This window comes from Streptomyces sp. NPDC096176 (genome assembly GCF_044763255.1).
Lineage (GTDB): Bacteria > Actinomycetota > Actinomycetes > Streptomycetales > Streptomycetaceae > Streptomyces.
In genome coordinates, this window is sequence record NZ_JBIWFV010000006.1 from 158,989 (window position 1) to 174,981 (window position 15,993).

Here is a 15,993-nt window from a genome sequence, read left to right on the forward strand (position 1 = left end):
GCGTCAGGCCTCGATGGCCAGCCGGCTGCGCAGCAGCGAAGCGAGGGAGGCGGCGAACTCCACCGGCTCCACCGGCAGCGTCACCGCGGCCTCCGCGCGGCTCCAGGTGGCCAGCCAGGCGTCCTGCGGGCGGCCGATCAGCAGCAGTACGGGCGGGCAGTCGAAGATCTCGTCCTTGATCTGCCGGCACACGCCCATGCCGCCCGCCGGAACCGTCTCCCCGTCCAGCACGCACACGTCGATGCCGCCCTCGTCCAAGGCCTTGAGGACGGCGGGCAGCGTCGCGCACTCCACGAAGCGCACGGGCGGGACATCCGCGGCGGGCCGGCGACCGGTCGCCAGCCTGACCTGCTCGCGGGTGTTCGCGTCGTCGCTGTAGACAAGGACCGTGGCGCTCGACTGCATTGTTCCTCCGCACTCGTTCGATCAGGCTTGTCTGCCGGATGCTACTCCGTCCCACTGCCTGTCAGCATCGGTTCGGACGGGGCTTCGATGGGCCGTTCGGGCCCGCTCGAGCGACCCGTTGAGGGTGGGAACACTCCGAACGGCACCCCCCGGAGTGAGGGCGGGATAAGCGACCGACATAATGTCGGTCGTGGCGACAGCAACGACAGTAGAAACCGGGCACGCGCACCCGTCGGTCAATCGACCGAACCTCACCAGCGTCGGAACCATCATCTGGCTGAGTTCCGAGCTGATGTTCTTCGCGGCCCTCTTCGCGATGTACTTCACCCTGCGATCGGTGACGGGCACCGAGTACTGGACGGCTCAGGCGGAACACCTGAACTTCCCGTTCTCGGCCACCAACACCACGATCCTGGTGCTCTCCTCCCTCACCTGCCAGCTCGGCGTCTTCGCCGCTGAGCGCGGTGATGTGAAGAAGCTCCGGACGTGGTTCATCATCACGTTCGTCATGGGTGCGATCTTCATCGGCGGTCAGGTCCTGGAATACACGGAGCTGGTCAAGGACGCGGGCATGTCGCTCTCGTCGGGCCCGTACGGTTCCGTGTTCTACCTGACCACCGGTTTCCACGGCCTGCACGTGACGGGCGGTCTCATCGCCTTCCTGCTGGTCCTGGGAAGGACCTACGCGGCCAGGAGATTCACCCACGAGCAGGCAACCGCCGCCATCGTCGTGTCCTACTACTGGCACTTCGTCGATGTCGTCTGGATCGGCCTCTTCGCCACGATCTACATGATCAAGTAATCGGCGCGGGCGGTTCGTCCCGAGCGGACGCCGCCTGAAGCAGACATAGTCCAGAAGCATCGACGCAGAAGATCCTGACACCGGGGTAATCCGTGAAAAAGCTCTCCGCACGACGACGCCATCCGCTGGCGGCGGTCGTCGTCCTACTCCTCGCGCTGGCGGCCACTGGGGGGCTGTACGCCGCGTTCGCACCCGCGGACAAGGCGCAGGCCGATGAAACCGCCCAGTCCCTCGCCATCAAGGAGGGGCAGAAGCTCTACACCGTCGGCTGCGCAAGCTGCCACGGAACCGGCGGTCAGGGCACCTCAGACGGCCCGTCCCTGGTCGGCGTCGGCTCGGCCGCTGTCGACTTCCAGGTCGGCACGGGGCGTATGCCCGCCCAGCAGCCCGGCGCGCAGGTGCCCGAGAAGCCGGTCGTGTACTCGCAGGCCGAGATCGACCAGCTCGCGGCGTACGTCGCGTCGCTGGGTGCCGGTCCGATCACGCCGACCGAGAAGCAGTACAGCCCCGAGGGCGCGGACATCGCCAAGGGTGGCGAGCTGTTCCGCAACAACTGCGCCCAATGCCACAACTTCACCGGTGAGGGCGGCGCGCTGACCGACGGCAAGTACGCCCCGAGCTTGGAGGGCGTCAGCCCGAAGCACCTCTACGAGGCCATGCAGACCGGCCCGCAGAACATGCCCTCCTTCCCCGACACCACGATGCCCGAGCAGCAGAAGCGGGACATCATCGCGTACGTCAAGACCGTGAACGGCGAGGAGACGCCGACCCCCGGCGGTTTCGCGCTGGGCGGCCTGGGCCCCGTCAGTGAGGGTCTCTTCGGCTGGATCTTCGGTCTCGGTTCGCTGATCGCTGTTGCCATCTGGGTCGCGGCCCACACCGCTAAGGCCAAGAAGTCATGAGTAGCCAAGACATTCCAGAAGAGAACCTGCCCGCAGAGCAGGGCGCCGCGCACGACGCGGCCCACGGCGGCTCGACCGCCGTCGCACAGCGCCACGACGACCCGTTCGCCGACCCGGGACTGCCGGCCCACAAGCCGCGCATCCAGGACATCGACGAGCGTGCCGCCAAGCGCTCCGAGCGTGCCGTCGCCTTCCTGTTCACGCTGTCGATGCTCTCGACGGTCGGCTTCATCGCCGCGTTCGTGATTCTCCCGGTCGACAAGATCGTGTACATCTGGCCGTTCGGTCACATCAGCGCGCTGAACTTCTCGCTGGGCGTGACGCTGGGTCTCGCGCTCTTCTGCATCGGCGCGGGCGCCGTCCACTGGGCGCGCACCCTGATGTCCGACGTGGAGGTCGCCGACGACCGTCACGCGATCGAGGCCGCTCCCGAGGTCAAGGCCAAGGTCATGGCCGACTTCGCGGACGGTGCCCGAGAGTCCGCCATCGGGCGGCGCAAGCTGATCCGCAACACCATGTTCGGCGCGCTGGCCATGGTGCCGCTCTCCGGCGTCGTGCTGCTGCGCGAACTGGGTCCGCTGCCCGAGGACAAGCTCCGCAGCACCCTGTGGGCCAAGGGCAAGCAGCTCATCAACATGAACACGAACGAGCCGCTGCGTCCCGAGGACGTTGCCGTCGGTTCGCTGACCTTCGCCATGCCCGAGGGCCTGGAGGAGAGCGACCATAACTTCAACACCGAGATCGCCAAGGCTGCCCTGATGATCGTCCGGCTCCAGCCGGAGGACATCAAGGACAAGCGGGAGCTCGAGTGGTCCCACGAGGGCATCGTGGCCTACTCGAAGATCTGCACCCACGTCGGCTGCCCGATCAGCCTGTACGAGCAGCAGACGCACCACGTCCTCTGCCCGTGCCACCAGTCCACCTTCGACCTCTCCGACGGCGCCCGCGTCATCTTCGGTCCGGCCGGTCACGCGCTTCCGCAGCTGCGTATCGGTGTGAACGCCGAGGGCAACCTCGAGGCGCTCGGCGACTTCGAAGAGCCCGTCGGTCCTGCCTTCTGGGAGCGCGGATGAGTACTGCAACGGATACGCAGAAGAAAGCACCCGCCGGCGAGCGGGTGGCCGACTGGGCGGACGGCCGGCTCGGGATCTACTCCCTGGCCAAGGCCAACATGCGCAAGATCTTCCCGGACCACTGGTCCTTCATGCTGGGTGAGATCGCGCTCTACAGCTTCATCATCATCATCCTCACGGGTGTGTATCTGACGCTGTTCTTCCACCCGAGCATGAACGAGATCGAGTACCACGGCTCGTACGTGCCGATGCAGGGCATCCGGATGACCGAGGCGTACGCCTCGACGCTGGACATCAGCTTCGACGTCCGCGGTGGTCTGCTCATCCGGCAGATCCACCACTGGGCCGCGCTGATCTTCCTTGCCGCGATGTTCGTGCACATGATGCGCGTGTTCTTCACGGGCGCGTTCCGCAAGCCGCGTGAGATCAACTGGCTGTTCGGCTTCCTGCTGTTCGTCCTCGGCATGTTCACCGGCTTCACCGGTTACTCGCTCCCGGACGACCTGCTTTCCGGCACCGGTGTCCGCTTCACGCAGGGCGCGATCCTGGCGACGCCGATCGTCGGCACCTACCTGTCGATGTTCCTGTTCGGCGGCGAGTTCCCCGGCCACGACATGGTGGCCCGGTTCTACTCGATCCACATCCTGCTGCTGCCGGGCATCATGCTCGGCCTTGTGGTGGCCCACCTGATCCTGGTCTTCTACCACAAGCACACGCAGTTCGCGGGCCCCGGCCGTACGAACAAGAACGTCGTCGGCATGCCGCTGCTGCCGGTCTACATGGCCAAGGCCGGAGGCTTCTTCTTCCTGGTCTTCGGTGTCATCGCCCTGATCGCCGGCATGTTCACGATCAACCCCGTGTGGGCACTCGGCCCGTACCGGCCGGACATGGTGTCCACCGGCGCCCAGCCCGACTGGTACATGGGCTTCGCCGAGGGACTCGTCCGAGTGATGCCGGGCTGGGAGATCAACCTCTGGGGCCACACTCTGGTCCTGGGCGTGTTCATCCCGCTGGTTCTCTTCGGTCTCGTCCTCGCGGTGCTCGCGCTGTACCCGTTCATCGAGTCGTGGATCACCGGCGACAAGCGCGAGCACCACATCCTGGACCGGCCGCGCAACGCTCCGACCCGTACCGCGCTCGGCGTCGCCTGGGTCACCGGCTACGTGATCATGCTGCTCGGTGGTGGAAACGACATCTTCGCGACGCACTTCCACCTGTCGATCAACGCGATCACCTGGTTCGTCCGCATCACGTACTTCGTCGGACCGGTCCTCGCGTTCATCGTCACCAAGCGGATCTGCCTCGGTCTGCAGCGTCGCGACAAGGACAAGGTGCTGCACGGACGCGAGTCCGGCATCATCAAGCGCCTGCCGCACGGTGAGTTCGTCGAGGTCCACGAGCCGCTGGCTCAGGGCGACCTCTACAAGCTGACCGCGCACGAGCAGTACAAGCCCGCCGAGATCGGCCCCGAGGTCGACGAGAACGGCGTCCGGCGCAAGGTGACGCGCAAGGAGAAGCTGCGCGCCAGGCTCAGCAAGAGCTACTACGGCGAGGGGACCCAGATCCCCAAGGCGACCTCCGAGGAGTACAAGGAGATCACCAGCGGCCACGGACACCACTGATCCCTTGCGCTGACACGTCGCCACAGCTGGGGGCTCCCCCCGGCGCAGCCAGGGGGAGAGCCCCGTCCATTCGCTGGACGGGGCTCTTCGCCGTCCCCGGGGCTGGATAGGGTGGAACCATCCCTATTGGCTTGTGGACCCAGGAGCGGACCATGAACGTTGTGACCCCGGTTGGCGGCGACAGCGTGGCGGCCCACTCCTGGCCCAGCGTGCTGAACGCCCTCCTCGACAACCGCGACCAGAGCGCCGAGGCCACCGCGTGGGCCATGGACCGCATCCTCAGCGGCGAGGCCACCAACGCCCAGATCGCCGGCTTCGTGGTCGCGCTGCGGGCCAAGGGCGAGACCGTCGAGGAGATCTCCGGTCTGGTGCGCACGATGTACGCCCACGCCAACCTGATCGCTGTGCCGGGACCGAGCGTCGACATCGTCGGCACCGGCGGCGACGGGGCCAAGACGGTGAACATCTCCACCATGTCCGCGATTGTGGTCGCCGGCACGGGAGCCAAGGTCGTCAAGCACGGCAACCGGGCCGCGTCCTCCGCGAGCGGCGCCTCCGACGTGCTCGAGAAGCTCGGGGTCAATCTGGAGCTGACCCCGCAGCGGGTCGTCCAGGTCGCCGAGGAGGCGGGCATCACCTTCTGTTTCGCCGTGAAGTTCCACCCGGCGCTGCGGCACGTCGCCGCCGCCCGCAAGGAGCTCGGGATCCGCACCACGTTCAACTTCCTCGGGCCGCTCACCAACCCGGCCCGGGTCAAGGCCCAGGCCACCGGAGTGGCCGACGCGAGGGTGGCGCCGATCGTGGCCGGGGTGCTCGCCGAGCGCGGCTCTTCCGCCCTGGTCTTCCGCGGCGACGACGGCCTCGACGAGCTGACGACCACCGCCACGTCCAAGGTGTGGGTGGTGCGCGACGGCGCCGTCCGCGAAGAGGCGTTCGACCCGCGCGACATCGGGATCGACCTCGTACCCGTCGAGGCGCTGCGCGGCGCCGACGCCTCCTACAACGCCGACGTCGCCCGACGGCTGCTCGGCGGCGAGACCGGCCCCGTGCGGGACGCCGTGCTGCTCAACTCGGCGGCGGCGCTCGCGGCCCTGGAGCCGACGGACGGCACGCTGAACGAGCAGCTCGCGGCCGGGGTGGCCCGAGCGGCCCAGTCGATCGACTCGGGGGCGGCGCGGGCCGCGCTGGAGCGCTGGGTGGCGGCCAGCAACGCATGACGCCACAAGGGCGCGGTCCGGATCGTGGACCGTGCCCTTGCGTCATGCGAGACGTATGGCAGGATGCTTTCCAAGGTCATGAGTGACAGCGATTACGGCCCCGGCCCGCTGTCCGGCAACCCTCCGTCCGTGGCGGGGTGCCCCGGGTGAAGACCAGGCCGCAGGCAGCGAGGTCTGTGGCAAGCGCGGACCCCCGCGGCATCGTCGAATGCCGTGTCCCTGGGGTCCTGGTCCTCAAGGGAGCAGTCTCGTGAGCAAGCGAATGCGATAGGGCATCTCCGCCCCTTCTCCGGTCACCCTTTTCTCTTGCGGTGCTCCGCCCTGTGCTGCGTCGACGCACCGTTTTCGCCTGCCCGTACGGGAGTTCGCCATGTCTGTCGCCACCACTGCCGACCTGTCCCTCTGTGCCCCGCTGCCGGTCCTCGGCCGGGACGTCACCGTTCCGCTCGTCACCGGCGGCGAAGTCACCTACGCCGCCCTCGACTACGCGGCCAGCGCCCCGGCGCTCCAGCGCGTCTGGGACGACGTGGCCGCGTACGCCCCGTACTACGGCAGCGTGCACCGCGGGGCCGGCTACCTCTCCCAGCTGTCCACCGATCTGTTCGAGAACAGCCGGGCCGTGGTCCACGACTTCCTCCACTGCCGGGACGCCGACCAGGTCGTCTTCACCCGCTCCACCACCGACTCCCTCAACCTGCTCGCCGCCGCGCTGCCGGCCGGCTGCGAGGTCTTCGTCTTCGAGACCGAGCACCACGCCTCGCTGCTGCCGTGGAGCGACGCCCGTGTGACCTACCTGAACGCGCCCCGTACTCCGGCGGAGGCCGTGCGGACCCTGGAGCACGCGCTGGCCGACCGCGACCCCTACGGTCCCGCGCTGGTCTGCGTCACCGGCGCGTCCAATGTGACCGGTGAGCTGTGGCCGGTGAAGGAACTCGCCGCCGCCGCCCACGCCCACGGCGCCCGCATCGTGCTCGACGCCGCTCAGCTGGCGCCACACCACCCGGTGTCCGTACAGGAGTTGGACGTCGACTGGGTGGCCTTCTCCGGGCACAAGCTGTACGCGCCGTTCGGCTCCGGCGTGCTCGCCGGACGGTCCGACTGGCTGCAGGCCGCGGAGCCGTACCTCGCGGGCGGTGGCGCCTCCCGGAAGGTCACGCGGCGGACCGACGGCGGGGTGGACGTCGAGTGGCACACCACCGCCGCCCGGCACGAGGCCGGTTCCCCGAACGTGATCGGCGTCTACTCGATCGCCTCCGCCTGCAAGGCGCTCACCGAGGCGGGGTTCGACGGACTGGTCGCCCGGGAGCGGCACCTGATCGCGAAGGTCCGCGAGGGGCTCGCCGAGGTGCCCGAGGTCAAGGTGCTGTCCCTGTTCGGCGACGACGCACCGCGGGTCGGTGTCATCTCCTTCGTGGTGGAGGGCTGGAACAGCTCGCACTTCGCCGCGGCGCTCTCCGCCGAATACGGCATCGGTGTGCGCGACGGCCTCTTCTGCGCCCACCCGCTGGTGCGCACCCTGCTGGGCGGTGACCAGCAGGACGTCGGCGAGTGCGGCGCGCCGGAGGCGAAGCCGGGGGAGAAGTCCCTCAACGCCATCCGCGTCAGCTTCGGCGCGGGCACGCCGGACGAGCACGTGGAGCGGTTCGTGAGCGCCGTGAAGGAACTGGTCCGTGACGGTGCTCAGTGGAAGTACCGCACCGAGGACGGCCGTTGCGTGCCCGACCGCGGCTGACGCCCGTTCACGCCGCGAGCCGCGTCCCCACCAGCACCATGCGCAGCGCGCGTTCGGCCGCGTCGGCGAGAAACTCGCCGGCGCGGTCCAGCGCCTCCGGAAGCGGTACGGGGGCCGGCACGATCGAGCCGTAGGCGTCCACACCCGCGGCGGTGATCGCGCGGACGCCGTGGCCGAGGGTGCCGGCGAGGGCGAGCACGGGCACTTCGGCGGCCCGGGCCCGGTGCGCAACCTCCGCCGGGATCTTGCCGCGTACGGTCTGGTCGTCGAGTGCGCCCTCTGCCGTGATCACCAGATCGGCGCGGGCGAGCCGGGCGTCCAGGTCGATGTGGTCGAGCAGCACGTCGAAGCGGGGCAGCAGCCGGGCGCCGATCGCGGCCAGGCCCGCGCCGAGCCCGCCCGACGCACCGGTGCCGGGGGCCGCCCGCAGATCGACGGAGGCAGGCAGCGCGGCGGCGAGGTGGGAGGCCCAGTGCTCCAGTGCCGCCGACAGATCCTCCACCTGCGCCGGGGTCGCGCCCTTCTGGGGGCCGAAGACCCTGGCCACGCCCTGCCGCCCGCACAGCACGTTGTAGGGGTTGCAGGCCACCAGGATCTCGGTGGTGCGGATGCGAGGGTCGAGGCCGGCAGGGTCGATCCGCGCCAGACGCCGCAACGCCCCGCCTCCCGAAGGCAGTTCGACCCCGTCGGCGTCGAGGAGGCGGACGCCGAGCGCCTGGAGTGCGCCCGCCCCGCCGTCGGAGGTGCCGGAGTCGCCGCAGCCGACCAGGATCCGCTTCACCCCCGAGTCCAGCGCGGCGCGGATCAGCTCGCCCACTCCGTACGTGGTGGTGGCGCACGGGTCCCGGCGGTCCGGCGGCACCAGGGCGAGCCCGGCGACGGCGGCCATCTCGACGACCGCGGTGCCGTCGCCGAGCAGGGCGAAGTGGGTGGGCACCGGGCTGCCGAGCGGGCCGATGGCGACCCGCGGCACGAGCCGGCCGCCGGTCGCGGCCGCCAGTGCCTCCGCCGTGCCCTCGCCCCCGTCGACGAGCGGGATCAGATCGAGGTCGGCGTCGGGTGCGACCCGGCGCAGGCCCTCCGCGATCGCCTCCGCGGCCTCGCGGGCGGTTAGGGACTCCTTGAAACCGCTGGGTGCGACGGCGATGCGGTAGGGGGTACGGCTCATGGCTGGGTCTCCAGGAGGACGGGCACGCCGAGCAGCGGCCAGACGGCAAGGGCGAACAGCAGCACGACGGCGGCGCTGAGCGGCGCGAGCAGCGCGGACAGCCGCAGCAGGTCGCGACGCGTGAAGGTGGGCACACCGTCCGGCGGGTCGGCGAAGAGCGCGACCGGCTTGGCGGAGGCGGGCAGGGTGTGGCAGAAACCGGCAGCCGCGGTGGACGCGAGGGCGGCGGCGACCGGGTTGATTCCGGCGCCGACGGCGGCCGCCACCACAAGGGGGACGAGCACCGACGAGCGGGCGGAACGGGACTGCAGGACAAGATGCGCGGCCGTGCTGACCACGACGATCACGGTGAGGAACAGCCAGGCCGGCAGGCCCCCGGGCAGCCCGCCCACCAGCCACCCGGCTGCTCCCGAGTCGGCGAGCGCCACCCCCATCGCGGTGGTCGCCGCCATGAACAGCAGCAGCGGCCAGGGCACCGTCCGCAGACCGTCCTTCAGCCGTACGGTGCCGAGGGCGGGGGAGGACGCCACCACCGCGCCGATCAACGCGACGACCGCGGGCGGCACCCCGTGCAGAGGCTCGCTGCACCACAGAGCAACCACCGTGCCCAGCAGCATCAGGCAGCGGGCCTCCGAGGTGGTCAGCGGGCCGGTCACGGGTGTGGGGGAGTGCTGCTGGAGCAGCGCGGCGGTGATCTTCACCGGTCCGCGCCGCTCGGCCCGCGAGGTGGTCGTCAACAGCACAATCTCCGCGGCCAGATGCGAGGAGACGACGGCCAGCGGCAAACCCAGCACCAGCCACTGGACGAAGCCGAGCCGCTCACCGGTCTGCTCCCACAGCACACTGACCGTGATCAGATGCGCGCCGGCGCCGATGAGGGTCGCGACGGCCGACAGCAGGACGACCGTGGGAAAGAGCAGCGCCAGCATCACTACGAGCCGCCGCCGGTCGGCCAGCGCCTTGGCGAGCGAGAGGAAGACCGGCATGGCCGGCGCGGCACGGCCCGAGGTGGCCGGCACCGCGAACGCGGTGACGACCAGCGCGGCGGTGCTCAGATGCACCAACTGCCGTACGGTGCGGGCCCCGCTGATCAGGAACGCCGCCGCCCGTCCCGCGAGCCCGGTCCTCGCCACCGCGGCGGCGAGCACGAACGCGCAGATCAGCAGCCAGATCGTCGCGTCGCCGAGGGTGGCGAAGAGGGTGTCGGCACTGATCACCCCGGTCGCCGTCAGGGCGAGCCCCGCTCCCAGCGCCGTATAGGTGTCGTCGACGGGAGCGGCGATCCAGACGCAGGTGGCGACGGCGAACACGGCGAGCGTGAACCGGGCTTCACCGTTGAGCGTGGGGAGAACGGTGGGGACGGCGAACACGGCGCAGACGCTGAGCGCCGCGCACAGCCAGACCGCCTGGCGGAGGGATAGGGTCACGACGACGAGTCTCGAAGCCCGCCGTGAGGCGTCGATGAGCCTTCGATGAAGGACAGTTCATCCGGATTGTCCTGAATCCGCCCGCGCTACGGCATCCGGTAGCCCATGCCCCGCACGGTATCCAGCCGTGCCGCGCCGAGCTTCTTGCGCAGCGCCCGCACATACACGTCCACGATGTTGGAACCAGGATCGAAGTCGTATCCCCACACATGGGAGAGGATCTGCTCCCGGGACAGCACCTGGCCGGGGTGGCGCAGGAACAGCTCCAGCAGCACGAACTCACGGGCCGTCAAATCCACCGTCCGCTCGGACGCACGCGCCCGGCGGGTGCGCAGATCGAGGCTGAGGTCGCCGCTGCGCAGCACCGTGACCTCGGGGGCGCGGGCCGCGGTGCGCAGCCGCAGCCGCACACGGGCGAGCAGTTCCTCGAATCGGAACGGCTTGGTCATCCAGTCGTCGGCGCCGCCCTCCAGGCCCGCCACCGTGTCCCGTACCGAGTCGCGGGCCGTCAGCACGACGACGGGCAGGGTCACCCTCGCCTCGCGCAGCTCCCGCAGCACGGTGAAGCCGTCCCGGCCGGGCAACCCGATGTCGAGCAGCATCAGGTCGAAGCCGCCGGTCACCGCGTAGGCGAGGGCGGTGTCCCCGTCGGCGGCGACCGTGGTGGTGAAGCCGCCTGCGCGCAGCCCCTTCTCGACGAAGGACGCGATCCGCTCTTCGTCCTCGGCGATCAGAATGCGGTTCACAGCGCTTCCTCCATGACGAGTACGAATGTTGCCCCTCCGCCGTCGGTGCGGCGCAGCTCGACCCGGCCGCCCCGGTGTCCCTCCGCGATGGCCCGGACGATCGACAGGCCGAGTCCGGCGCCGGTGGTCCGGGCGCCGCGGCGGGCGGTGCCGCGCCGGAACCGCTCGAAGATCACCTCGGCGTCCTGCTCCTGCACGCCGGGACCGCTGTCGGCGACGTACAGCTCGACACCGCTGTCGAGTTCGCGTGAGCCGATCCGTATCCGGGCGCCGGGGACGGTGTGCTGGACGGCGTTCTGCGCGAGCTGGACCATCGCCTGGGTGATGCGTTGCGGATCGAGCACGGCCTCGCGGTCGGCGACCTGGTCGAGCACCCAGTCCCGCTCGCCCAGCGCTCTCGCCTTCACGAAGACGTCGGCGGTCAGTTCGCCGAGCTGAACCGGCTCGGGGCGGATGAAGTCGGGCCGTTCGGCCTTGGCGAGCAGCAGCAGGTCCTCCACGATCCGGCTCATCCGGTCGAGCTCCTCGGTGACCAGCCGGATGGTCTCGCGCTGCTCGGCAGGGTCGTCGCCCATGACCTCCAAGTGCCCGCGCACGATGGTGATGGGGGTGCGCAGCTCGTGGCCTGCGTCGTCGACGAACTGGCGCTGGCCCGCGAAGGCCCGCTCCAGGCGGTCGAGCATGGCGTTGAAGGTCTCGGCGAGCGCGGCGATGTCGTCGCGGCCCTGGACGGGGATCCGCTGGGTCAGGTCCTGCTCGGTCAGCTGTTCCGCGGTCGCCCTGACCAGCCGTACCGGGGCCAGGATGCGGCCCGCGACCACCCAACCGATGCCGGTCGTCAGCAGCAGCGCCACACCCGAGATCACCAGCAGGGTGCGGAACGCGTCGTCGGCGATGGACCGCTCGCGGTCGGCGTGGAAGGCGACGACGAAGGCCGCAGGGCCCTGCGGTCCTGCGGAGTCGATGGACACCTTCGCCCAGCGCACCTCGCCCTCCGGCCGGTCGAGGACGCCGGAGCGGGCCTTCGAGTCGAAGACCGCGGCGAGCAGGGCGCGGTCGGGGTGGAGTGCGACCGAGGCCCTTATGTCGCGGGACTGCCGTATGACGTGAAGGCCCTGTCCGGGCGGCCGGGTCAGGCCCAGGAGCTCCTCGTCGGGGTCGGAGTACTGGCGTCGCAGAAAGACATGGAGCAGTTTCGCCGGGTCGGTGAAGCTGCGGCCGGTGTCCGGATCGACACTCTGGGGGATGAAGTTCGCGAACTCCTGGCTCTCCTGGGTGAGCAGCTGGTTGATCCGGTGGTCGATGTCCCTCAGCAGCAGGGAGCGGGTGGTCGTGGCCACTGCGGCGAGGGCCACCGTCATCATCAGCAGCAGCCAGAGCAGAATGCGGACCCGTGCGGAGATCCGGCGGTCAGTTCTCTTCACCGAGGTCGTCGTCGTCATCGTCGTCGGTGGCCGGCGGGCCGGGTACGACCGCGTCCGAGGTGGGCGCGGTGCTCGGCGGGGTACCGGTCGGTGTGCCCGAGGGGGTGCCGGCCGGGCTGCCCGTGGGCGGCGGAGCCGGACGCGGGGTGGCGTCCAGTTCCACGGCGGGCGGCACGCGGGGCGTCCGGGGTGCATCGGTCAGGGCGTAGCTGGTCGCCGCGATGCCCAGAGGGATGGCGACGATGGCGGCGAGTGTCGCCATATGGTGGGTGAAGGCCATGCCGGTCATCCTCGCGCCGGGGCCGAAATCCCGGATGAGGCCAGGATGAGGATTCCTTCATCTGGGGCTTGTGGCCGGTGGGGCTTCTGCCCCGCGGGCCTGGGCTCCGCGACCGGTCTCTGGGACGCCGGGGCGGGGCGCCGCCTCCCGTGCTACGCGTCCAGGCCGATCGCGAACGCCGCCTCCAGGTCGTGCTGGGAGTAGGTGCGAAAGGCGACGTGGGTGTCGGTCGCCTCGACGCCCTGGATCTTGCTGATCCGGCCGGGAATCACATCCGCCAGGTCGTCGTGCCTGGCCACCCGGACCATGGCGATCAGATCGTAGGTGCCGGTGACGGAGAAGACCTCGCTGACGCTGTCCAGCGCGGCGATCGACTCGGCGATCTCGGGGATGCGGTCCACGCTGGTCTTGATGAGCACGATCGCGGTGATCACGGCTGGCTTTCTCCCTCGGTCGCTGCAGATGCGTTCACTCTAGTCCCACGCCCGTAGCGGCCCCACGCGTAGACGAAGCCCGCCCCGAACCCCACCAGGTGCGCCAGATACGCGACGCCCGGCCCGCTGCCCGCGGCCCTGGCCGCCAACCACTGCAGGACGAACCAGAAGATCAGTACCGCCCAGGCGGGGAAGCGCAGTGGCAGGAAGAAGAGGAAGGGGAAGAGACTGGTCACCCGGGCCCTGGGGAAGAGGAAGAGGAACGCTCCGAGCACGGCGGAGATGGCCCCCGACGCACCCACCAGGGTCTGCTCCGAGTTGTCGTTGACCGCCGCATAGACGAGCAGCGCGAGATAGCCGGCCCCTGTGTAGAAGAGCGCGAAGCCGAGCCGGCCCATCCGCTCCTCGGCCATCGCGCCGAACACAAAGAGGAAGAGCATGTTGCCGAGCAGGTGCAGCCAACTGCCGTGCACGAACAGGGCGGTGAGCGGGGTGAGCAGGGCGCCCGGGGAGCCGGCCATCAGTTCGGCGGGGATCACTCCCCACCGTTCGAAGTACGCCGCCTGGGCGGCGAGCAGCCGGTCGCCGAGGCCGTACGAGAGGTTCAGACCGGAGACCGGGCTGATGACGAAGATCGCGCAGCAGACCGCGATCAGGCCGTATGTCACGGCGGGACCTCTCACCGCGTTCCGGATCGCATGCCTGGCCGTGCCCCACCGACTGATCATGGACAGAGCATGGCTTAGCGGGACCGAACGGTACAGAGTGCCTCGCCGCGCCATGGGATACCCGCGAGGCCGTAGGGTTGCAGGCAGTACATCCGCAGTTCGACGGCGCACCGCGGCACCAGCATCCCGCATGACGAAAGAGGACGGCACGATGACGACGGTTCCCTCGCCGACCGCTGACACCCGGTGGCGCTGCACACTCTGCGGCAACCTCACGCGCTTCGACGTCACGCGCTCCTCGAAGGTCGTGGAATACGTCCATCTGGACCTGGCGGGAGAGCCGACAGTGGAGGAGCGCGAGGTCGTCAGTGAGACCATCGAGTCGGTCCGGTGCCGTTGGTGCAACGCGGTGGACCAGATCGAGCTGGTGGACAGGCCGGGCGCCGGCTCCTGAACGGAGCGGCCCGCACGGGTGGTAGGGGTGACGGATCGTGGAGCAGCCTGACAACGGCGCCGAGTCGGCCGGTGCGGCCGGCGACGCCGCCGAGGCGCTCGACCGCCCGCTGCCGGAGGGGATTCGACGACGGGTCGTCGCCCTGGTCTCCGACGCGTTCGGCGGCCTGACCGTCGCCGAACTTCCGGCACAGTTGCGCCAGTACGCCCGATTCACCCCCACCCGGCGCGCCAAGTTCGCAGGGAACGCGATGGCCGCCGCGATGGAGAGCGACCCTCTCTTCCGCCAGCGCATCGGCGAACGGTTGGGCAAGGCCCAGCCCGAGCTGGCCGCGGCGCTCGAGTCCGGTGCGCCGCCTGCCGCCGCCGACCCCGTCGACGTGGCGGCAGCCGCCTATGTGCTGCGTCCCCCCGGCTGGGTGAAGATGGTCGCCGCCGCGGGCGAGGAGGCCCTGCGGGCCGACGCCGAGCGCGCCGACGAGGCGGGCCGGCGCGAGCTGGACCGGCTGCGCGAGGAACTGGCGGAGGCCCGCGGCCAGATCAGGAGCGAGACCGACCGGCTGCGGACCGAACTCGAGGGCGCCCGCAAGGAGAGCGAGTCGCTCCACCGCAAGCTGCGCAGCGCCCAGGCCGATGTGAAGCGCGGCGAGGCCGCCCTGCGTCGCAGGGAAGCGGAGATCGACGGCATCAGGGCCCAGGCGGCGACCCAGGTGTCGGCCGCCGAGAGCGAGACGCGGCGGCTCAAGGCGCGTCTGGCGGAGGCGGAGGCCGCCGTCGAAGCGGGCCGCCGGGCCGCCCGTGAGGGTCGCTCCATCGAGGACATGCGGCTGCGGCTGCTCCTGGACACGGTGCTGGACGCCGCACAGGGGCTACGCCGCGAGCTGGCCCTGCCGCCGGCCGGCATCCACCCGGCCGACACGGTGGAGGCCGTAGAACCCGGGCGGATGTCGCCCAAGGACATCGCGGCCCGTGCGCTGTCCGAGACGGACCCCGCCCTCCTGGATCAGCTGCTGGCGCTGCCCCAGGCGCATTTGGTCGTGGACGGCTACAACGTCACCAAGACCGGCTATCCGACGATGCCGCTGGAGAAGCAGCGGCTGCGGCTGCTGGGCGGGCTGTCCATGCTCGCCGCCCGCTCCGGGGCCGAGATCACCTGTGTCTTCGACGGGGCTGAACTGGCCGCGCCGGTGCTGCTGGCGCCGCCGCGCGGGGTGCGCGTGCTCTTCTCCAAGGCGGGTGTGACCGCCGACGAGCTGATCCGTCAGCTGGTGCGTGCGGAGCCGCCCGGCCGGCCCGTGGTGGTCGTCTCGACCGACCGTGAAGTGGCCGACGGTGTCGCGAAGGCGGGCGCCAGGCCGGTCGCGTCCGCCTTGTTGCTCAAGCGGCTTTCGCGCGTCTCGTAGAGTCTGGCAACTCCTACGGCATATGCCCGTTTTGGCGTCAACGCAGGTGGGACGTTGCGTCAAGTAACCATTACTACGCGTGTGATGAGAGTAAAGAAACACCTCGCGGGGCGAGATTTTTCCTGCGAGGATTTGAACTGATCACGAGAAGGTCACTAAGGTCAGGCCTCGAACCTTCGCGCGGTTGATCACCCATCCGGGGTGACAGTGAAGGAACCGCCTAGTTCGTGCAGTTCG

At 70.0% G+C, this 15,993-nt stretch carries 16 protein-coding genes and 1 riboswitch; of the genes, 8 read left to right on the top strand and 8 right to left on the bottom strand.

Translation table 11 applies throughout. The features are described from left to right. Nucleotides 1-3: 3 nt before the first annotated feature. On the bottom strand, nt 4-405 hold the full coding sequence (locus tag ACIQ7Q_RS18380; protein ID WP_356634870.1) for a hypothetical protein: 402 nt from the start codon (nt 403-405) through the stop codon (nt 4-6). Nucleotides 406-586: 181 nt separating this feature from the next. Between ACIQ7Q_RS18380 and ACIQ7Q_RS18385 the strand changes: the two genes are divergently transcribed. From ACIQ7Q_RS18385 to ACIQ7Q_RS18410, 6 genes are all read left to right on the top strand, one after another. After that, nucleotides 587-1,207, top strand: coding sequence for a heme-copper oxidase subunit III (locus tag ACIQ7Q_RS18385; protein WP_403862587.1), 621 nt, complete (start codon nt 587-589; stop codon nt 1,205-1,207). 92 nt (nt 1,208-1,299) lie between these two features. Beyond that, nucleotides 1,300-2,109: a c-type cytochrome gene (locus tag ACIQ7Q_RS18390; protein WP_403862590.1), complete on the top strand. Its 810-nt coding sequence runs from the start codon at nt 1,300-1,302 to the stop codon at nt 2,107-2,109. Continuing rightward, on the top strand, nt 2,106-3,182 hold the full coding sequence (locus tag ACIQ7Q_RS18395; protein ID WP_403862593.1) for a Rieske 2Fe-2S domain-containing protein: 1,077 nt from the start codon (nt 2,106-2,108) through the stop codon (nt 3,180-3,182). Before ACIQ7Q_RS18390 ends, ACIQ7Q_RS18395 begins: the two co-directional genes overlap by 4 nt. Continuing rightward, nucleotides 3,179-4,804: a cytochrome bc complex cytochrome b subunit gene (locus ACIQ7Q_RS18400; RefSeq protein WP_403862596.1), complete on the top strand. Its 1,626-nt coding sequence runs from the start codon at nt 3,179-3,181 to the stop codon at nt 4,802-4,804. Before ACIQ7Q_RS18395 ends, ACIQ7Q_RS18400 begins: the two co-directional genes overlap by 4 nt. A 152-nt stretch (nt 4,805-4,956) precedes the next feature. Further along, nucleotides 4,957-6,021, top strand: a complete 1,065-nt coding sequence (gene trpD / locus ACIQ7Q_RS18405) for an anthranilate phosphoribosyltransferase (protein ID WP_403862599.1) — start codon at nt 4,957-4,959, stop codon at nt 6,019-6,021. 74 nt (nt 6,022-6,095) lie between these two features. Continuing rightward, nucleotides 6,096-6,213: riboswitch (SAM riboswitch) on the top strand. Between the two features lie 178 nt (nt 6,214-6,391). Continuing rightward, nucleotides 6,392-7,753, top strand: a complete 1,362-nt coding sequence (locus tag ACIQ7Q_RS18410) for an aminotransferase class V-fold PLP-dependent enzyme (protein WP_403862602.1) — start codon at nt 6,392-6,394, stop codon at nt 7,751-7,753. Between the two features lie 7 nt (nt 7,754-7,760). Here ACIQ7Q_RS18410 and ACIQ7Q_RS18415 read toward each other — a convergent pair whose 3' ends face one another. The 7 genes from ACIQ7Q_RS18415 to ACIQ7Q_RS18445 form a co-directional block, all read right to left on the bottom strand. Then, complete coding sequence (locus ACIQ7Q_RS18415) at nt 7,761-8,921, bottom strand: glycerate kinase (RefSeq protein ID WP_403862604.1); 1,161 nt, start codon at nt 8,919-8,921, stop codon at nt 7,761-7,763. Further along, nucleotides 8,918-10,348, bottom strand: a complete 1,431-nt coding sequence (locus tag ACIQ7Q_RS18420) for an SLC13 family permease (protein ID WP_403862607.1) — start codon at nt 10,346-10,348, stop codon at nt 8,918-8,920. The genes ACIQ7Q_RS18415 and ACIQ7Q_RS18420 overlap by 4 nt, the downstream gene beginning before the upstream one ends. An 86-nt stretch (nt 10,349-10,434) precedes the next feature. Next, the gene (locus ACIQ7Q_RS18425; RefSeq protein ID WP_403862610.1) at nt 10,435-11,094 is read right to left on the bottom strand and encodes a response regulator transcription factor; all 660 of its coding nucleotides are present in this window, start codon (nt 11,092-11,094) and stop codon (nt 10,435-10,437) included. Next, nucleotides 11,091-12,536: an ATP-binding protein gene (locus ACIQ7Q_RS18430; RefSeq protein WP_403862613.1), complete on the bottom strand. Its 1,446-nt coding sequence runs from the start codon at nt 12,534-12,536 to the stop codon at nt 11,091-11,093. Before ACIQ7Q_RS18430 ends, ACIQ7Q_RS18425 begins: the two co-directional genes overlap by 4 nt. Beyond that, nucleotides 12,505-12,798, bottom strand: coding sequence for a small hydrophilic protein (locus ACIQ7Q_RS18435; RefSeq protein WP_403862615.1), 294 nt, complete (start codon nt 12,796-12,798; stop codon nt 12,505-12,507). The genes ACIQ7Q_RS18430 and ACIQ7Q_RS18435 overlap by 32 nt, the downstream gene beginning before the upstream one ends. Before the next feature lie 152 nt (nt 12,799-12,950). Next, a complete protein-coding gene (locus ACIQ7Q_RS18440; RefSeq protein ID WP_356634894.1) occupies nt 12,951-13,232 on the bottom strand; it encodes an Lrp/AsnC ligand binding domain-containing protein in 282 nt (93 codons plus the stop codon). Beyond that, nucleotides 13,229-13,960: a rhomboid family intramembrane serine protease gene (locus ACIQ7Q_RS18445; protein ID WP_403862618.1), complete on the bottom strand. Its 732-nt coding sequence runs from the start codon at nt 13,958-13,960 to the stop codon at nt 13,229-13,231. The genes ACIQ7Q_RS18440 and ACIQ7Q_RS18445 overlap by 4 nt, the downstream gene beginning before the upstream one ends. Before the next feature lie 151 nt (nt 13,961-14,111). On the opposite strand from ACIQ7Q_RS18445, the gene ACIQ7Q_RS18450 reads away from it, so the two are divergent. Both ACIQ7Q_RS18450 and ACIQ7Q_RS18455 read left to right on the top strand, forming a co-directional pair. Then, nucleotides 14,112-14,354 carry a hypothetical protein gene (locus ACIQ7Q_RS18450; RefSeq protein ID WP_037774904.1) on the top strand — a complete coding sequence of 81 codons (243 nt, stop codon included), beginning with the start codon at nt 14,112-14,114 and terminating at the stop codon, nt 14,352-14,354. A gap of 37 nt (nt 14,355-14,391) precedes the next feature. Next, the gene (locus tag ACIQ7Q_RS18455) at nt 14,392-15,756 is read left to right on the top strand and encodes an NYN domain-containing protein (protein ID WP_403862621.1); all 1,365 of its coding nucleotides are present in this window, start codon (nt 14,392-14,394) and stop codon (nt 15,754-15,756) included. Nucleotides 15,757-15,993 lie beyond the last annotated feature (237 nt).

Excerpts from the sequence above, each read along its gene's own strand:
- ACIQ7Q_RS18445 (WP_403862618.1), bottom strand. The coding sequence starts at position 13,960 with ATGATCAGTCGGTGGGGCACGGCCAGGCATGCGATCCGGAACGCGGTG.
- ACIQ7Q_RS18415 (WP_403862604.1), bottom strand. The coding sequence starts at position 8,921 with ATGAGCCGTACCCCCTACCGCATCGCCGTCGCACCCAGCGGTTTCAAG.
- ACIQ7Q_RS18385 (WP_403862587.1), top strand. The coding sequence starts at position 587 with ATGTCGGTCGTGGCGACAGCAACGACAGTAGAAACCGGGCACGCGCAC.
- trpD (WP_403862599.1), top strand. The coding sequence starts at position 4,957 with ATGAACGTTGTGACCCCGGTTGGCGGCGACAGCGTGGCGGCCCACTCC.
- ACIQ7Q_RS18380 (WP_356634870.1), bottom strand. The coding sequence starts at position 405 with ATGCAGTCGAGCGCCACGGTCCTTGTCTACAGCGACGACGCGAACACC.
- ACIQ7Q_RS18450 (WP_037774904.1), top strand. The coding sequence starts at position 14,112 with ATGACGACGGTTCCCTCGCCGACCGCTGACACCCGGTGGCGCTGCACA.
- ACIQ7Q_RS18435 (WP_403862615.1), bottom strand. The coding sequence starts at position 12,798 with ATGGCCTTCACCCACCATATGGCGACACTCGCCGCCATCGTCGCCATC.
- ACIQ7Q_RS18410 (WP_403862602.1), top strand. The coding sequence starts at position 6,392 with ATGTCTGTCGCCACCACTGCCGACCTGTCCCTCTGTGCCCCGCTGCCG.
- ACIQ7Q_RS18430 (WP_403862613.1), bottom strand. The coding sequence starts at position 12,536 with ATGACGACGACGACCTCGGTGAAGAGAACTGACCGCCGGATCTCCGCA.
- ACIQ7Q_RS18400 (WP_403862596.1), top strand. The coding sequence starts at position 3,179 with ATGAGTACTGCAACGGATACGCAGAAGAAAGCACCCGCCGGCGAGCGG.
- ACIQ7Q_RS18395 (WP_403862593.1), top strand. The coding sequence starts at position 2,106 with ATGAGTAGCCAAGACATTCCAGAAGAGAACCTGCCCGCAGAGCAGGGC.